This window comes from Paeniglutamicibacter sp. NPDC012692, from assembly GCF_042901625.1.
Taxonomy (GTDB): domain Bacteria; phylum Actinomycetota; class Actinomycetes; order Actinomycetales; family Micrococcaceae; genus Paeniglutamicibacter.
Window position 1 is genome coordinate 88989 of the sequence record NZ_JBIBDE010000008.1, and the last position, 16428, is coordinate 105416.

The following is a 16428-nucleotide window of genomic DNA, read 5'->3' on the forward strand; positions in this document are numbered from 1 at the left end:
CCCGGCTGACCGGTGCGGCAATCCCGTGGTGCCACGCGCGGCCACACCCTAGATTTGGCGGAACACCTCATGAGCATGGAAAGCGTCGCCTGGAATTCGCTGTGGCGGATGTCGGGACAGGACAAGGGCAAGGCGTATGCGCCGACCACACCGCGACGGGTCCTGGCCTTCGCCGGGGTCTACAAGAAGCAGCTGCTGGTGTTCGTCTTCTTCTCCGTGTGCGCCGCGGTCCTGACCGTCGTGACACCGGTCCTGGCCGGCCGGGTCGTCGATGCGATCGTCGCCCAAAGCGATGCCGCCACGGTGCTCGGGCTTGCCGGGATGATCGCCGTGGTTGCCGTCTTCAGCGCGATCTTCTCGCTGATCGTGCGCTGGTTCTCCTCCAGGCTCGGCGAGGGCATCATCTTCGACCTGCGCACCGCCGTCTTCGACCACGTGCAGAAGATGCCCGTTGCCTTCTTCACCAGGACCCGCACCGGCGCGCTGGTGAGCCGGCTGAACAACGACGTCATCGGGGCCCAGGCGGCCTTCGCCGGGACCCTGTCCGGGCTCGTCTCGAACGTCGTGGCCCTGGTGCTGACGGCCGGCGTCATGTTCTCCACCTCGTGGCAGGTCACGCTCGCGGCCCTGGTGCTGTTGCCGATCTTCCTGTTCCCGGCGCGCCGGTTCGGCCGCACCCTGGCCCTGCTGCGCAAGGAGTCGGCGGACCTCAACGCCTCCATGGCCACGCAGATGACCGAGCGCTTCTCGGCCCCCGGCGCCACCCTGATCAAGCTCTTCGGCCGCCCGGCCGACGAATCCGCGCAGTTCGCGATGCGCGCCGGCCGGGTCCGGGACATCGGCGTGAAGATGACGATGCGCCAGTTCTTCTTCGTCACAATGCTCACCCTGGTGGCGGCCCTGGCGCTGGCCCTCGTCTACGGACTGGGCGGCGTGTACGCGACCCGCGGCCAGCTTGCCGCCGGCGACGTGGTGGTCCTGGGCATGCTGCTGGTCCAGCTGTACTCGCCGCTGACCGCGCTGGCCAACGCCCGGGTGGAAATCACCAGCGCGCTGGTGAGCTTCGACAGGGTCTTCGAGATCCTGGACCTCAAGCCGCTGATCACCGATTCGCCGACGGCCCGGGCCCTGGACCCGGGGCCGGTGGACGTGAAGTTCAAGGGCGTGTCCTTCGCCTACCCGAGCGCGGAGAAGGTCTCGCTTGCCTCGCTCGAGGACGTTGCGGTGCTCGACGCCCGGGGCGGGGAGACGGTGCTCCACGGCATCGACTTCGACATCCCCGCGGGTTCCACCGTCGCGTTGGTGGGCTCCTCGGGTGCGGGCAAGTCGACCATCGCCTCGCTGCTTGCCCGTTTGTACGACGTCGATTCCGGCTCGGTCGAACTGGCCGGCGTCGACATCCGCGAACTGAAACTCGGTTCGCTGCGCTCCACCGTGTCGATGGTGACCCAGGACGGGCACCTGTTCCACGAGACCATCGGCGCGAACCTGCGCCTGGCAAAGCCCGGGGCCAGCGACGCGGAGATCTGGCAGGCGCTGACCCGGGCCCGGCTGCTGCAGACCATCGAGGCGTTGCCCGACGGCCTGGACACCGTGGTGGGGGAGCGCGGCTACAGGCTTTCCGGCGGCGAACGCCAGCGCATGACGATCGCGCGCCTGCTTCTCGCGGCGCCGCAGGTTGTCATCCTGGACGAGGCGACGGCGGCACTGGATTCCTCCAACGAGGCGGCCGTCCAGGCGGCCCTCGCCGAGGCCCTGGAAAACCGCACCGCGCTGGTCATCGCGCACAGGCTCTCGACCATCCGCTCGGCCGACCAGATCCTGGTGGTCGAGGGCGGGCAAATCGTTGAGCGCGGCACCCACACCGAGCTGCTGGCGGCCGGCGGTCGGTACGCCGAACTGCACGAAACCCAGTTCGCCCAGTAGCGGCAGCAGGGCCGTCTGTCCGTTGTCGGGCTAGCCGCCCAGCAACGAGGGCAGGACGTGGTCGCGCAGCAGCGGAGCGATGTCGTCGCGTTCAAGGGCGACCGCGGGGTTGAGCCACATCATCTGCTCGATCTCGGCTTGGATGCACGGTGCTTCCGCAGTGGTCGCACCGTAGAGGTAGGCGTGGATTTCGGTGTCGGCCTCGTTCGCCGCGGGGCCGTTCCAGTGCCCAAGGAATTCGACCTGGTCGGGGGCGAAAACCAGGCCGATTTCCTCCCGCACCTCACGCAGGACCGCGGCCTCGGGGCTTTCGTCGGGTTCGAGCTTTCCGCCCGGTTGCATGAACATGGTGGTTGCGCGTTTGCGCACCAAGAGAATGCGTCCGGCGGGGTCAAGGAGCCGCATGGCGGCGATGGTGAGAATCTTTGGCACACCTTGAGCTTAACAACAGCCAAAAGTACATGCGAGGATGATAACGTGCTCTTTGGGCTGAATTAGTCTCGACTATTGGCGTAATACGAAAATAGTGGTATTGCGCCCGGCACAAAGTAGTCTTCGTGCGACGTCCGGATACTGGGACTATCCGGACATGGGCACGGCCAACGGGGGATCATACATGGATCTACAAATGGAGAATTGATGCAGCGGGGCACCAACTTAGGTCGACTCGGGGATTTTAATCAGGCTGTTATTTTTGAGTCGATTCGTCGCGCTGTCGACGGGGTAAGCCGCGTTGAGCTGGCGGGCTCCACGGGACTTTCTCCACAGACCATCTCAAACGTCGTACGCCGATTGCTCGATGAAGGTTTGGTCCGCGAGGACCGCACCATCGTTTCCGGTCCGGGCAAGCCCCGGACCGTCTTGGAACTGGAAGTCAACCGCATGGTTGCCATCGGAATCCACCTGGATCCCGGAGTTATTTCCGTCGTCATGCTAAACCTGCGCGGTGAAGTGATGCATTCCCGCCGGCTGGATATTCCGCCGGTCGAGGTGCCGGAGAAGACCGTCGAAACCATGGCCAAGACCGTGGAAGAGATCATCGCCGCATCGGGCATTCCGCGCGCCAACGTCGTTGGCGTCGGAGTGGCGGCTCCCGGGCCGCTGGACCGCGAGCGCGGGGTCATGATCGATCCTCCGTTGCTTGACGGCTGGAAGGACGTGGCGATCGTCGAGCCACTGCGACGCATGCTCGACCTGGATGTCATCCTCGAAAAGGACACGATTGCCGCATCCATTGCGGAATTGTGGAAGGGGAACGACGCCGCGCGGGACAACTTCATCCTCATGTACGTGGGTGCGGGCATCGGCGCAGGCATGGTCCTCAACGGGGAAATCCACCGAGGCGTCAGCAACAACGCGGGCGAGGTCGGCCACTACTCGACCGGCGTCGTCGCCCAGCCGTGCACCTGCGGCCGCAACGATTGCCTGCATGCCAACCTGGCGTTCAACCACGTGGCGCAATTGGCCCGTGAAGCCGGCTTGACGTTGACCGTGCCGGATGACGGAACCCCCGAAGAGCGTGCCGAAGGCATGAGCCAGATCGTGAAGATGGCTGGCGAGGGCAACGAAAGTGCCGCGACCCTCATGCGCGGATGCATGGGCAAGGTCGGGCAGGTCGCCGGCCAGCTCTGCAACGCGCTGGACGTCTCCCAGGTCATTTTTGGCGGACCCCTGTGGTCCGAGGTCGGGGACTACTGCCTTGACGGAGTCCGCGAGGTCATCAACGAGCGATTCAGCTCCAAGAACGTGCACGGCATCGAGGTTCGTTCCTCGACGCTTGGACCCGAAGCCGGGGCAATTGGCGGTGCCTGCGCAGTGATGGACGCCAGTTTGTCGCCAAAGGCCGCTGCGCTCCTGCTGCGCTAAGCGGTCGCAAAAATCAGTTGAAGGGTCGTTCGGTTACGCGCCGAACGACCCTTTTACGTGAATTAGGTGACTCGGTTGACAAACCCTTCTAAATGGATTTAGATGTCCGGTAGGAGTTGGTAGTAACCGAACTGCCCACCGTTGTTTGCGTGAAAGTCTCGATTATCCGCAATATTGATGTGTGGGGGAACGGCAGGTCGGCTGCTGGGGAGCCACTCCAACGCCGTCGACCGGTGATGTGGGATGTAATGGGAGTTATCCCACATTTCACCGGTCGACGGCACCTTTTCTTAAAGCCCTTCCGGGTCGATCCCGCCCGCTCCGCGGCGTCGGGATGCTCTGGCCGCACACATGCGGCAAACGCCCCGAGCGGTTCATGCCGGCGCCGTGAAACGACGCCCGGATCCGCAGTGGCGGCTTTTCAAACACTCCCTTTCCAAACCCGGGCAAGGCCCGTCCAGGGATGCGTGCGCCTGGGCGATGGTCCGTCCGGTGCGCCGCACGACCTCCGCGGCCGGCACCAACGACTGACCGGTTTCCTCGGGAGAGCCATTAAACGCGTTATGACCTGCACAAGTGCAGGTCATAACGGTGTGGTGCCCCTGGCCGGAATTGAACCGACGGCCTACCCTTTAGGAGAGGGTCGCTCTATCCAACTGAGCTACAGAGGCTTGTTTCGTCGAAACGAACCCTACTAATCGTAGCGGTTTTTCGACAAGAATTTTGGAAGCGGCACCCCGCACGTCGCACCGGGTGCCGCTGGCCGGGGTTAGAGCAGTCCCTGCTTCGAGGCTTCCCACTTCTCGCGGAACGTGCGGATGAAGGAGGCCACCAGCACCCCGACCAGGATCGCCGCGGTGGCGAAGAGCAGGATCCAGCGTGTGGTGGTCAGCGTCGAGGCCAGCGCAACCGCGGCCGGGTCGACCGGGCCGTTGAGGAGCGCGTCGATGGCGCTGTTCTCCCACAGGTCAACGACGGCGAACAGCATCGGCACCGCCCACAGCACCCAGCGCAGGGCACCGCGCGACGTATTGAGGTTCACCGCAAGCATCGTGACAAGGGCCAGGAAAAGCGGGAAGAGCAGGCCTGCGGTCTTGTGGAGGTAATTCAGCTGGCCGACGGCATTCTTGTCCATCGAGGCCCGCAGGGCCTCGATGTGTTCGACGGAATAGCCGCCGATCATCTGGTCCGGCATCATCAGTCCGTTGGACAGGTCGGTCATCTGGTTCAGCGTCAGCAGGTGGTAGTACCAGAAGAGGAGAATCACTGCGCCAACGCCTGCCACCAGGACCAGGTTTCCGTTGCCCTGCGCCTGTTCGGGCGTGCGTTCCGTTGACGGGTTGACGACCGGCGCCGCGGGGGCAGGGCGGTTGTACTGTTTCGACTTGCGTGACTTGGCCATGAACCAATTATGCCTTCAAACAAACACCCACCGGCCAAGCCGGGGCAGGCTCCACGTAGACTAGGGCCCATCATGGATTTCCTTTTCGATGACTTCGTCGCACCCGCTCCAGCCCAGCCACTGCCGGACGCCCTCGAGCTCCTCAGGGGCCTGAACCCGCAGCAGGAACAGGCCGTCAAGCATGCCGGTTCACCACTGCTCATCGTTGCAGGAGCGGGCTCGGGCAAGACCCGCGTGCTCTCGCACCGGATTGCCTACCTGCTGGCCACGGGCCGCGCACGCCCGCATGAAATCCTTGCCATCACCTTCACCAACAAGGCTGCGGCGGAAATGCGTGAGCGCATTGCGGCATTGGTGGGCGACGATGTGGCCAAGAAGATGTGGATATCGACCTTCCACTCATCGTGCGTACGCATCCTGCGCCGCGAGGCCGCCGCGGTCGGGCTGAAGTCGAGCTTCTCGATTTACGATTCGGCCGATTCGCTGCGCCTGATCACCATGGTTTCCAAGGGCCTGGAGCTGGACCCGAAAAGGTTCACGCCGAAGTCCATGGCCCACAAGATTTCTGCGCTCAAGAACGAGCTGATCGACGACGAGCAGTATGCCGCGACCGTCGACTCGAACGACCCCTTCGCCCGTGCGGTTTCTCAGGTCTACCGCGGATACGCCGAGCGCCTGCGCGCGGCGAACGCCCTGGACTTTGACGACCTGATTGCGCACGTGGTCAACATCTTCCGCGCATTCCCCGCCGTGGCGGACAACTACCGCAGGCGTTTCCGCCACGTCATGGTCGACGAGTACCAGGACACGAACCACGCCCAGTACGCGTTGGTGCGCGAGCTGACCGGACCCGACGGCCCCACCCCGGGCGGGGAACTGACCGTTGTCGGCGATTCCGACCAGTCGATCTACGCGTTCCGCGGTGCGGACATCCGCAACATCGTGGAATTCTCCAAGGATTACCCGGACGCCGAAACCATCAAGCTGGAGCAGAACTACCGCTCCACGCAGACGATCCTCTCGGCAGCCAACGAGGTCATCAAGCGCAACCCGAACCGACCCGAGAAGCGCTTGTGGACCGCCGAGGGCGACGGCGAAAAAATCGTCGGCTACGTGGGTGAATCCGAATCCGACGAGGCGCGCTGGATCGCCGACGAGATCCTTCGCCTGAACGACGAGGAAGACATCCGACCCGGGGACGTCGCGATCTTCTATCGCACCAATGCCCAGTCGCGTTCGCTCGAGGAACAGCTCATGCGCGTGGACCTGAAGTACAAGGTCATCGGCGGCACCCGCTTCTACGACCGCAAGGAAGTCAAGGACGCCCTGGCGTACCTCCGGGTCCTGATGAACCCGGAGGACGACATCAACGTCCGCCGCATCCTCAACGAACCCAAGCGCGGCATCGGCGACAGGGCCGAATACTCGGTTGCGGCCCTTGCCGAACGCGAACGCATTTCCTTCATGGAGGCCCTGCGCCGGGCGGACGAAGCGCCGGGCCTGGGCACGCGGGGCCAGAACATGATTGCCTCGTTCGTCAAGATCCTCGACGACCTGGCGGTCGTGGCAGACGGGTCAGGTCCGGCCGAGGCCCTCGAGGCGGTGCTCGAACAAACCGGGTACCTGGAAATGCTGCGTTCCTCCAACGACCCGCAGGACGAGTCGCGCGTCGAAAACCTCGCCGAACTGGTGGCCGTGGTGCGCGACTTCATGAAGGAAAACCCCGAGGGCACGCTCACGGACTTCCTGGAACGCGTGGCGCTCGTCGCCGACGCCGACCAGATCCCCGACGCACCCAGCGACGACGAGGGCGCAAACATGGCCCGCCGCGAGGGGTTCGTCACGTTGATGACGCTTCACACGGCCAAGGGGCTCGAGTTCCCGGTGGTGTTCCTCACCGGCATGGAACACGGGATTTTCCCGCACCAGCGTTCGCTGACCGACGAGAAAGAACTCGCCGAGGAACGCCGGCTGGCCTACGTGGGGCTGACCCGTGCCCGGGAACGCCTGTACCTCACGCGTGCCGAATACCGCAGCCTGTGGGGCCAGTCGCAGTACAACCCCGCGAGCCAGTTCCTCGAGGAAATCCCGGTTGACTTGCTGGATTGGAAGCGCGAAGGCACCAAGCGTTCGTCCTTCGATTCGTTCGGCGGTTCCGGGAACTTCGCCACCAGCCGCTACGAATCCGGCTCGTATTGGGGCGCTGGACGCGGAAATGCCGGCGGTGGAGCGACGCGCCTGAGCGGCGCCAGCGAAGAACACACCCTGCGCACCGCGCCCACCGCACGGGCAGCGGCGCGCAGTGCCCGTGTCCAACCCAACAAGGAAATCATCGCGCTGAACATCGGCGACAAGGTCTCGCACGGCACCTTCGGGCAGGGCGTTGTCCTGGCGCTTGAGGGCGCCGGTGACAAGACTGTCGCGAAGGTGAAGTTTGCGGACGCCGAAAAGCGGTTGCTGCTCCGTTACGCACCTTTGACTAGGCTTGACTAGCATTTTTGCGGCACATTTTACGCGCCGGGAGCGGCGGGCATGGCGCCGGGCCCGTCTCTACGTTTTGTAGAACTGGGTCATTGCGGTGGAAAGCGTTAGTCTGAAGGTGCATCAGGCCTGATTAAGGCCCGGTGCTCCCCTCTGAGGCGCGACATGGTTATGCCTTGCCGCGTCTTCGAGTCAGCATAGACTTCGACAAGAAGGACACAAGCCCGTGGACCTGTATGAATACCAGGCGCGCGATATGTTCGAGTCGCACGGCGTACCCGTGCTGGCCGGCATCGTTGCCTACACTCCTGAAGAAGCCAAGGCCGCAGCCGAGAAAATCGGCGGCGTCGTGGTTGTTAAAGCCCAGGTAAAGGTCGGAGGCCGCGGCAAGGCCGGTGGCGTCAAGGTCGCAAAGACCGCCGACGAGGCATTCGAGCACGCAACCAACATTCTCGGCATGGACATCAAGGGCCACACCGTGAACAAGGTCATGATCGCCCAGGGTGCAGACATTGCCGAGGAGTTCTACTTCTCCGTACTGCTGGACCGCGCCAACCGCAACTACCTGGCCATGTGCTCGGTTGAAGGCGGCATGGAAATCGAGGAACTCGCCGTTGAGCGCCCCGAGGCACTGGCACGCATCGCCGTTGACCCGGCCGTTGGCATCGACCAGGCCAAGGCCGACGAGATCGTTGCAGCAGCAGGCTTCGCCCCGGAACTGACCGAAAAGGTTGCCTCGGCAATCCTGAAGCTGTGGGACGTCTTCAAGAAGGAAGATGCAACCCTGGTTGAGGTCAACCCGCTGGTTCGCACCGGCGCCGGCGACATCGTGGCACTGGACGGCAAGGTCTCCATCGACGAGAACGCCGACTTCCGCCACCCGCACCACGCAGACCTTGAAGACAAGGACGCCGCGGATCCGCTCGAGGCCAAGGCCAAGGCCCAGGACCTCAACTACGTCAAGCTGGACGGCGAAGTGGGCATCATCGGCAACGGTGCTGGCCTGGTCATGTCCACCCTGGACGTTGTTGCCTACGCAGGCGAGAACCACGGCAACGTGAAGCCCGCCAACTTCCTGGACATCGGAGGTGGAGCCTCCGCAGAGGTGATGGCCGCCGGTCTGGACGTCATCCTGAATGACGAGCAGGTCAAGTCCGTATTCGTGAACGTCTTCGGTGGCATCACCGCGTGTGACGCCGTTGCCAAGGGCATCGTCGGCGCGCTGGCCGAACTCGGTTCCGCAGCCAACAAGCCGCTCGTTGTGCGCCTTGACGGCAACAACGTGGAGGAAGGCCGCCGCATCCTGGCCGAGGCCAACCACCCGCTGGTCACCCTGGCAGCAACCATGGACGAGGGCGCCGACAAGGCCGCCGAGCTCGCCAACGCAGCGAAGTAAGTAGGGATACGCGAACATGAGCATTTACCTTAACAAGGACTCCAAGGTCATCGTTCAGGGCATCACCGGTGGCGAGGGTACCAAGCACACCGCCCTGATGCTGAAGGCCGGCACCAACGTCGTCGGTGGCGTCAACGCCCGCAAGGCCGGCACCACCGTCGTGCACGGCGGCAAGGACATCAAGGTTTACGGCGCAGTGGCAGAAGCCATGGCCGAAACCGGTGCCGATGTTTCCATCGTCTTCGTTCCGCCGGCATTCACCAAGGATGCAGTCGTCGAAGCCATCGAGGCAGGCATCGGCCTGGTCGTTGTCATCACCGAAGGCGTTCCGGTACAGGATTCGGCCGAGTTCTGGGCACTTGCCCAGTCCAAGGTCGACGCCGACGGCAAGCAGATCACCCGCATCATCGGCCCGAACTGCCCCGGCATCATCACCCCGGGTGAAGCACTGGTAGGCATCACCCCGGCCAACATCACCGGCAAGGGCCCGATCGGCTTGGTCTCCAAGTCCGGTACCTTGACCTACCAGATGATGTACGAACTGCGCGACCTCGGCTTCTCCACCGCCATCGGCATCGGCGGCGACCCGGTCATCGGCACCACCCACATCGACGCCCTGGCTGCGTTCGAGGCGGACCCGGAGACCAAGGCCATCGTCATGATCGGTGAAATCGGCGGCGACGCCGAAGAGCGTGCAGCCGACTTCATCAAGGCCAACGTCACCAAGCCGGTTGTCGGCTACGTGGCAGGCTTCACCGCACCCGAGGGCAAGACCATGGGCCACGCTGGCGCCATCGTCTCCGGCTCGGCCGGTACCGCACAGGCCAAGAAGGAAGCACTTGAGGCTGCCGGCGTGAAGGTCGGCAAGACCCCGTCGGAAACCGCAACGCTGCTGCGCGAAGTTTTCGCCGCCCTCTAAGGCACAATCAGCATCCGCCGACGGCGGCCGACCACCCGGTATTCCGGGAGACCGGCCGCCGTCGGTCTTTAAGCGCCGCCCGGCCCGGCCGATTCCCGCGGTGCGGGAATGCCGCTTGTGGGCGGTGCCACGGTGATGCCTAGGATGCGGGGAGGAAAAGTGTCCTCCAGCATCGAAAGGCAGGCCGCTTCGCATCATGAAACGTTCTCTCACGCGGATCCCGGCAGCGCTCGCGCAATTGAGATTCAAGCCGTTCCCGAAACCGGGCGGCAACTCCGCAACAGCGGCCCTCACCGTGGAAGACCTGCGGCTGCTGGCCAGGCGCCGCACTCCCACCGCGGCCTTCGACTACGCCGACGGCGGCTCCTATTCCGAGGAAACCCTGGACCGCAACTACCGCGCGTACCGGAACGTGGAGCTTGTCCCCGGGATCTTGCGCGACGTGAGCGTGGTGGACCCGCGCACAACCGTGGCCGGGACGGAGTTCTCGCTGCCCGTGGGCATCGCCCCCACGGGGCTGACCCGGCTCATGCACGCGGACGGCGAACACGCGGGGGCCGCGGCCGCCGCCAAGCACAACGTTCCCTTCACCCTGGCCACCATGGGCACGGTGTCCATCGAGGAAACCGCAGCGGCGGCGCCGCTGGGCACCCGATGGTTCCAGCTGTACCTGCGCCAGGACCGCGCACTGTCCCTGGAGATGATGCGCAGGGCCCGGGCTGCCGGCTATGACGCACTGATGCTGACGGTGGACACCGCCGTCACCTCGACGCGCGTGCGCGATGCGCGAAACGGCATGACCCTGCCGCCGACGCTCGGCGTGCGGACCATGGTTGATGCGGTCAGGCGCCCGGGGTGGTGCCTGGACTTCCTCACCACGCCGCCGCTGGAATTCGCGAACTTTGCCGATGACCCGGGAAACGTCAGCGCCCAGTTCAACACCATGTTCGACGCCTCGCTGAGCTACGCCGACCTGGGCTGGGTCAGGGAGGCCTGGCCCGGGACCCTGATCGTCAAGGGCGTCCAGGGACCGGAGGATGCCGTGGAGTGCTTCGGGCACGGAGCCGACGGCGTGGTGGTCTCCAACCACGGGGGACGGCAGCTGGACAGGGCCCCGGTGCCGCTGATGCAGTTGCCGGCGATCCGCGCCGCCGTCGGGCCGGAGAAGCTCGTCATCGCCGACTCGGGAATCATGAGCGGCGGCGACGTGGTGGCAGCGCTGGCGGCCGGCGCCAACTTCACGCTCATCGGCAGGGCCTACCTCTACGGACTGATGGCCGGGGGACAGGCGGGGGTTGAGCGCACCCTGGAGATCCTCGAGCGGGAGATCCGCCAGACCATGGCGCTGCTGGGCGTGCGCACCCTGGACGAACTCGGCCCCGGGCACGTGCGCCTTGGCACCGTGGACGCATAGGGGCGAACGCCCTACACACAAAAATCGTGCGTTGTTCCCGGATTGCTTTGGGGAACAACGCACGATTTTTCACGTACCCGAGGTGCGGGGGAGCTGTTCAGGCCGCGGTGACCCTCACCGGAATGGACTTCCAACCACGCAGGGTGGTGTGCATGAACTGCTCGGGTTCGGCGGTCAGCTCGATGGACTTCACCCGGTTCGCCAGCTCGGTGATGAGCACATCCATTTCAAGGCGGGACAGCGGCTGACCCACGCACTGGTGGATGCCCATGCCGAAGGCCAGGTGCCCGCCGGACTGCCGGGTGATGTCGTATTCGTGGGCGGTGGGACCCCAGCGGCGCTCGTCGCGGTTCGCCGCGCCCACGAAGACTGCAACCTTGGTGTCCTCCGGGACGGCGACGCCGCCGATCTCCGTAGCCTCGCTCGTCGTGCGGTAGAAGGACTGGAACGGTGACTCGAACCGGAACGCCTCGTCGATGGCGAACTTCACGAGCTTGGGATTCTCGTGGACCTTGGCATACTGCTCGGGGTGGCGCACCAGGGTCAGCAACGTGGACCCGAGGGAGAAGATGGTGGTGTCAAGGCCCGCCGAGAGCATGGCCCGCACCAACAGTGCCGCCTGCGCGGTGGTTATTTCGCCGCGGTCCGCATAATCCCAGATCTGTGCCCCGAGGCTGCCGGGGCTCAAGCGCTCGCGGGCCGTGTTGGCCATGGCCCAGTCGTTCGTGCCGGCGCCGGCGGCAAAGTGCTCACGGGCCAGGGGCGTGTCGGGCCCAAAGGTGGAGAAGTTTGCGGCCCCGAGCGTCAGGAGGTTTTCGGCCCGCCCTTCCCGCGGGATGCCCACCGCGTCGCCGAATGCCCGCAGCGGGAAGACCTCGGACATGTCCTTGATCAAGTCGAATTCGCCGCGTTCCAGGAGTTCGTCAACGAGCTCGGTCGCGTACTCCTCGAACCCGGCACGCAACGAACGAACCCCGCGCGGGGAGATGACCCCGGCCATGGCCTGGCGCATCTGGGTGTGGATCGGTGGATCGGATTCCATGATGCCCTGGGCCCGCCAGCTGGGTTCGTGGTGCAAATTCTTGGGCCCGGCACCCGCGCCGGAGATGAAGGTCCGGTAGTCATCTAGGACTTCTTTGCATTCATCAAAGCGGGTGACTGCGAGGACGCCGTGTTCCTGGATTTCGACCACGGGTCCAACCTCGCGCATGCGTTCAAAGAGTGCGTAGGGATCCGCGAGATGTTCGGTTGAGTAGGGGTCTTCCGTGAATATGGGTGCCGTCGCGCCGGCCAGTTTCGAGTCCAAGGGTGCCTCCCCAAAGTAGTGGTGAATGCCATCAACCTAACGCGATGTGAAAGTTGGGGTTAGTGCGATTCCCACATAGTGAGAACCCGAATTGTTCTTCCGTTGCGCAGCATGGAACATCGTTGCAATGCCTGAATATATGTCTTGCATCACACGAAAAGCCGAAGGGAGGGACGAGGGATGGCAACGTCATTTGAGCGGGGTCTGAGCATCCTGGCCGAGGTCGCCGCCGACGGCGATGTCACTGTCGACGCGGTGGCGAGCAAACTAGGCATTCCCTCCAGCACCGCATACCGGTACTTCAGGGCGCTGCGCGAACAAAACTTCGTGATCGAGGAAGAAGGACACTACCGCCCCGGGCAGGTCATGCTCAGGGTTTCCGGCCAGCACCAGGCCCAGTCCTTCCTGTCCGAGGTCGGAAACGCGGTCCTGCGTGAAATCGTGGACCAGGTGGGGGAAACCGCGGTCATGATCGTGCGCATCGGTTCCCAGGCCATGTGCCTTCGCCGGGTGGAACCCGACAAGTCCTTGAAATACTCGTTCGCCGTCAACGAATTGCTGCCCCTCCACGCGGGCGCCGGTCAACGCCTGCTGCTTGCCTGGGCGCCGCCCGAGGTGGTGCATCAGGTACTCTCCGGACAGATGGCCCGGTTCACCCAAAACACCCTGGGTCGCGAGCAGATCCTGGCCTCCATTTCACAGATCCGCTCCTCCGGATACGTCCTCTCGCGCGGCGAACTCGATCCCGGGTCGGTGTCCATCGCCGTCCCCGTGGTGAACCACGGCGAAGTCGTCTGCTCCATCAACGTGGCCGGCCCCGAAGGCCAATGCGGCTCAAAGCTCTGGATTTCCTCCACGCTGCGGGTCATTCGCGAGTCCGCCAACAAACTTACCCACGCATTGCAAGAAAGCACTCCGAACAAATCAACCAGGGAGACCCTTGATGACTACAGCAGTATTGGCTGAGACGGCACCGGTGACCATCGGCGTTCACCGTGCCACCCTCGATGACCTCATCCAGGTTGCCCGGCACCGCCGTCCGGTGGTCATCGACGAGGCCGTCTTCGAGGCCATGCGCCCGAGCCAAGAATGGCTCCAAGGCGTGGTCGACCAGATGGGCCCCGGCAAGCAGACCCCGCCGATCTACTCCATCAACACCGGTTTCGGCTCGTTGGCTGGGCGCCGGGCCTTCGCCGAACCGTCGGATGCCGCCGAGCTCTCCCGCCGGCTGGTGCTCTCCAACGCCGCCGGCGTCGGGCGCAACGTGGACGAGGAGGTGGTCAGGGCGACGATGTTCATCCGCATCGTCAGCCTGACCCAGGGCTACTCCGGGGTCCGCCCGGAAATCATCACCACCCTGGCCAAGATGCTCAACGCGGGCGTCTGCCCCGCGATCCCGGAGTACGGTTCGCTCGGCGCCTCCGGCGACCTCATCCCGCTGGCCCACGTGGCCATCGTGATGTCCCGATCGCACACCGGCGAGGACGAGGAACTGGACTCGGGTGAGGCCCTCCTGGACGGCAAGGTCGTCAGCGGCATCGCCGCGATGCGGCATGCCGGCATCGAGCGACTGCCGCTGGGTGCCAAGGACGGACTGGCCCTGCTCAACGGCACCTCGTTCTCTTGCGCCCAGGCGGCGCTGGCGCTCTACGACGCCCAGAACCTCTTGGAAACAGCCCAGATCACCGCCGCGATGAGCATCGAGGCGCTGATGGGCTTCGGTGACGCATTCATCGACGAACTGCACCAGGCGCGCGGCCAGCGCGGACAGATCGAGGTCGCCGCACGCATCCGCGAACTGCTGGCCGGATCCACCCTGATCGACGGAAACGCCTCGACCGACCCGGTTCGCCAGCCTCCGCAGGACGCCTACTCGCTGCGTTGCGTTCCGCAGGTCTTCGGCGCCATCAAGGACACGCTGGGCTTCGCGGCGGGCATCATCGACAACGAGATCAACGCGGCCACCGATAACCCGCTGATCTTCCCGGCGCTGCCAGACACCCGCAAGCTCAAGGCGGTGTCCGGCGGAAACTTCCACGCCGAATACGTCGCCTTCGCCGCCGACTTCATCTCGATCGTGGTCACCGAGATCGGCAACATCACCGAACGCAGGCTCTTCCGCCTCGACGACGGCACCCTGAACCGGGGGTTGCCGGACATGCTCATCGACAGCGAGCAGACCGGGATGGACTGCGGCTACATGCTGCCGCAGTACCTGGCCGCGGCGCTGGTCTCCGACTGCAAGACCCTCGCCCACCCGGACTCGGTCGATTCGATCCCCACCTGCGCCAACCAGGAGGACCACGTGTCGATGGCCAACAACGCCGGCCGCCACGCGCGGCAGATCGTGGCCAACATCGAATCCGTGGTCGGCATCGAGCTGCTTATGGCCTCCCAGGCCCTTGAGCTGAGGGCCATGCGCCAGGAAACCGGGGACGCGCGGCCCGGCCCGGCCAGCGCCGCCGCCCTGGAACTGGTGCGGTCCTCCAAGTCCGCCGACGGCCGGCCCGTGGACCACATCCGCAAGGACGTCGTGCTCTATCCCCGGGTCCGCAAGGCACTGGATCTGGTGCACAGCGGCGCCGTCGTCGAGACGGTCAACAAGGTCCTCGCCGGCTAGCCGGACGTAACCGGCCGGGATCCGCCCGGCCGCCCACCACTCAACACCCATCCAATCCACCCATCCAGCCCGCCGGCAACCGCCGGTGGCTCCATCAACCCTGCCCCATTCCAGGGTCGCACCACCCGCATCGACGCCGATGCAAACCAATCACTCCAGCAGTTCCGAGCTCACTCACAGGGAGAAAAAACCATGAAAAACTCGACTCGCACCGCTCGTCCCGCAGCACTGGGCGCCCTTGCCCTTGCCGCATTGCTTGCCCTGACCGCCTGCGGGGGGAACGCAGAAGCGGAAAAGAAGGTCCCGGAAGCCGCGGCCAGCGCACCGCTCTTTGCGCAGCTGCCGGAAAAGATCCAGTCGGCCGGAACCATCAACGTGGCCAGCAACGTCGAATACCCGCCGTTCGAGTCCTTCGACACCGACGGCACCACCATCATCGGTATCGACAGGGAAATCGCCGACGCGCTGGAGAAGCAGCTGGGCGTCACCATGGACTTCGACAACATCGCCTTCGACGCGATCATCCCGGGCCTCGCCTCGGCCCGCTACGACATGGCGATGTCGGCCATGTCCGACACCGTGGAACGCCAGAAGCAGGTCAACTTCCTGGACTACTTCTCCGCCGGCGGCGGGGTCATGACCTCGAGCGCCAACGCGGAGAAGTTCAAGACCCTGGACGACCTGTGCGGCGCCCACGTCGGCATCGTGAAGGGTACCACCGAGGACGCCGACGCGGCCGAGGCCTCCAAGAAGTGCGAGGAGGCGGGCAAACCGAAGGTCGAGGTGACGATCTTCGCCGGACAGAACCAGGCGGTGCTGGCCCTGCAGTCCAACCGCGTGGATGTCTTCCTGGTGGATTCGACCTCCGGTTCGGTCATCGCCGCCGAGTCCAAGGGCGCCCTGGCCATGGGCGAGCGCTACCAGGACCTTGCCTTCGGCATAGTCTTCCCCAAGGACCAGGAACAGCTCATGACCGCGATCCAGAAGGGGCTTGAGGCCATCAAGGCCGACGGCAGCTACGACAAGATCCTGACGAAGTACAACATGGCAGACCACTCCCTGGAATCGTTCCCGGTCAACGGCGTGAAGCAATGACAT

General features: G+C 64.7%; 12 protein-coding genes and 1 tRNA gene. 9 read left to right on the forward strand and 4 right to left on the reverse strand.

Annotated elements, in window-relative coordinates; all coding sequences use genetic code 11:
• Positions 1-69: 69 nt before the first annotated feature.
• Entirely contained in the window at positions 70-1926 is a 1857-nt protein-coding gene (locus ACFY5D_RS20505; protein ID WP_387534148.1) for an ABC transporter ATP-binding protein, read from the forward strand.
• Positions 1927-1956: 30 nt separating this feature from the next.
• Here ACFY5D_RS20505 and ACFY5D_RS20510 read toward each other — a convergent pair whose 3' ends face one another.
• The gene (locus ACFY5D_RS20510; RefSeq protein ID WP_387534150.1) at positions 1957-2358 is read right to left on the reverse strand and encodes an NUDIX domain-containing protein; all 402 of its coding nucleotides are present in this window, start codon (positions 2356-2358) and stop codon (positions 1957-1959) included.
• A gap of 207 nt (positions 2359-2565) precedes the next feature.
• Between ACFY5D_RS20510 and ACFY5D_RS20515 the strand changes: the two genes are divergently transcribed.
• On the forward strand, positions 2566-3792 hold the full coding sequence (locus tag ACFY5D_RS20515) for an ROK family protein (protein ID WP_387534152.1): 1227 nt from the start codon (positions 2566-2568) through the stop codon (positions 3790-3792).
• Positions 3793-4386: 594 nt separating this feature from the next.
• On the opposite strand, the gene ACFY5D_RS20520 is transcribed toward ACFY5D_RS20515, so the two are convergent.
• Both ACFY5D_RS20520 and ACFY5D_RS20525 read right to left on the reverse strand, forming a co-directional pair.
• Positions 4387-4463, reverse strand: a tRNA-Arg gene (locus ACFY5D_RS20520).
• Positions 4464-4561: 98 nt separating this feature from the next.
• The gene (locus ACFY5D_RS20525) at positions 4562-5194 is read right to left on the reverse strand and encodes a hypothetical protein (protein WP_387534154.1); all 633 of its coding nucleotides are present in this window, start codon (positions 5192-5194) and stop codon (positions 4562-4564) included.
• A 72-nt stretch (positions 5195-5266) separates the two neighbouring features.
• On the opposite strand from ACFY5D_RS20525, the gene pcrA reads away from it, so the two are divergent.
• The 4 genes from pcrA to ACFY5D_RS20545 all read left to right on the forward strand — a co-directional run bounded on the left by pcrA (position 5267) and on the right by ACFY5D_RS20545 (position 11404).
• Positions 5267-7687: a DNA helicase PcrA gene (gene pcrA / locus ACFY5D_RS20530; protein WP_387534156.1), complete on the forward strand. Its 2421-nt coding sequence runs from the start codon at positions 5267-5269 to the stop codon at positions 7685-7687.
• Positions 7688-7901: 214 nt separating this feature from the next.
• Positions 7902-9071, forward strand: coding sequence for an ADP-forming succinate--CoA ligase subunit beta (gene sucC / locus ACFY5D_RS20535; protein ID WP_387534158.1), 1170 nt, complete (start codon positions 7902-7904; stop codon positions 9069-9071).
• A 16-nt stretch (positions 9072-9087) separates the two neighbouring features.
• On the forward strand, positions 9088-9990 hold the full coding sequence (gene sucD / locus ACFY5D_RS20540; RefSeq protein ID WP_387534160.1) for a succinate--CoA ligase subunit alpha: 903 nt from the start codon (positions 9088-9090) through the stop codon (positions 9988-9990).
• A 196-nt stretch (positions 9991-10186) separates the two neighbouring features.
• Positions 10187-11404: an alpha-hydroxy-acid oxidizing protein gene (locus ACFY5D_RS20545; RefSeq protein ID WP_387534162.1), complete on the forward strand. Its 1218-nt coding sequence runs from the start codon at positions 10187-10189 to the stop codon at positions 11402-11404.
• 97 nt (positions 11405-11501) lie between these two features.
• On the opposite strand, the gene ACFY5D_RS20550 is transcribed toward ACFY5D_RS20545, so the two are convergent.
• A complete protein-coding gene (locus tag ACFY5D_RS20550) occupies positions 11502-12710 on the reverse strand; it encodes a cytochrome P450 (protein ID WP_387534164.1) in 1209 nt (402 codons plus the stop codon).
• A 180-nt stretch (positions 12711-12890) separates the two neighbouring features.
• Here ACFY5D_RS20550 and ACFY5D_RS20555 point away from each other — a divergent pair, with 180 nt between their 5' ends.
• The 3 genes from ACFY5D_RS20555 to ACFY5D_RS20565 all read left to right on the forward strand — a co-directional run bounded on the left by ACFY5D_RS20555 (position 12891) and on the right by ACFY5D_RS20565 (position 16425).
• Entirely contained in the window at positions 12891-13676 is a 786-nt protein-coding gene (locus ACFY5D_RS20555) for an IclR family transcriptional regulator (RefSeq protein WP_387534166.1), read from the forward strand.
• A complete protein-coding gene (gene hutH, locus ACFY5D_RS20560; protein WP_387534168.1) occupies positions 13654-15330 on the forward strand; it encodes a histidine ammonia-lyase in 1677 nt (558 codons plus the stop codon). Before ACFY5D_RS20555 ends, hutH begins: the two co-directional genes overlap by 23 nt.
• A 192-nt stretch (positions 15331-15522) precedes the next feature.
• A complete protein-coding gene (locus ACFY5D_RS20565; protein WP_387534170.1) occupies positions 15523-16425 on the forward strand; it encodes an ABC transporter substrate-binding protein in 903 nt (300 codons plus the stop codon).
• Positions 16426-16428: the final 3 nt, after the last annotated feature.

Bases quoted from the DNA above. Each gene is read 5' to 3' on its own strand.
- ACFY5D_RS20505 (WP_387534148.1), top strand. From the start codon at position 70: ATGAGCATGGAAAGCGTCGCCTGGAATTCGCTGTGGCGGATGTCGGGA.
- ACFY5D_RS20515 (WP_387534152.1), top strand. From the start codon at position 2,566: ATGCAGCGGGGCACCAACTTAGGTCGACTCGGGGATTTTAATCAGGCT.
- ACFY5D_RS20525 (WP_387534154.1), bottom strand. From the start codon at position 5,194: ATGGCCAAGTCACGCAAGTCGAAACAGTACAACCGCCCTGCCCCCGCG.
- pcrA (WP_387534156.1), top strand. From the start codon at position 5,267: ATGGATTTCCTTTTCGATGACTTCGTCGCACCCGCTCCAGCCCAGCCA.
- sucD (WP_387534160.1), top strand. From the start codon at position 9,088: ATGAGCATTTACCTTAACAAGGACTCCAAGGTCATCGTTCAGGGCATC.
- ACFY5D_RS20545 (WP_387534162.1), top strand. From the start codon at position 10,187: ATGAAACGTTCTCTCACGCGGATCCCGGCAGCGCTCGCGCAATTGAGA.
- ACFY5D_RS20555 (WP_387534166.1), top strand. From the start codon at position 12,891: ATGGCAACGTCATTTGAGCGGGGTCTGAGCATCCTGGCCGAGGTCGCC.
- hutH (WP_387534168.1), top strand. From the start codon at position 13,654: ATGACTACAGCAGTATTGGCTGAGACGGCACCGGTGACCATCGGCGTT.
- ACFY5D_RS20565 (WP_387534170.1), top strand. From the start codon at position 15,523: ATGAAAAACTCGACTCGCACCGCTCGTCCCGCAGCACTGGGCGCCCTT.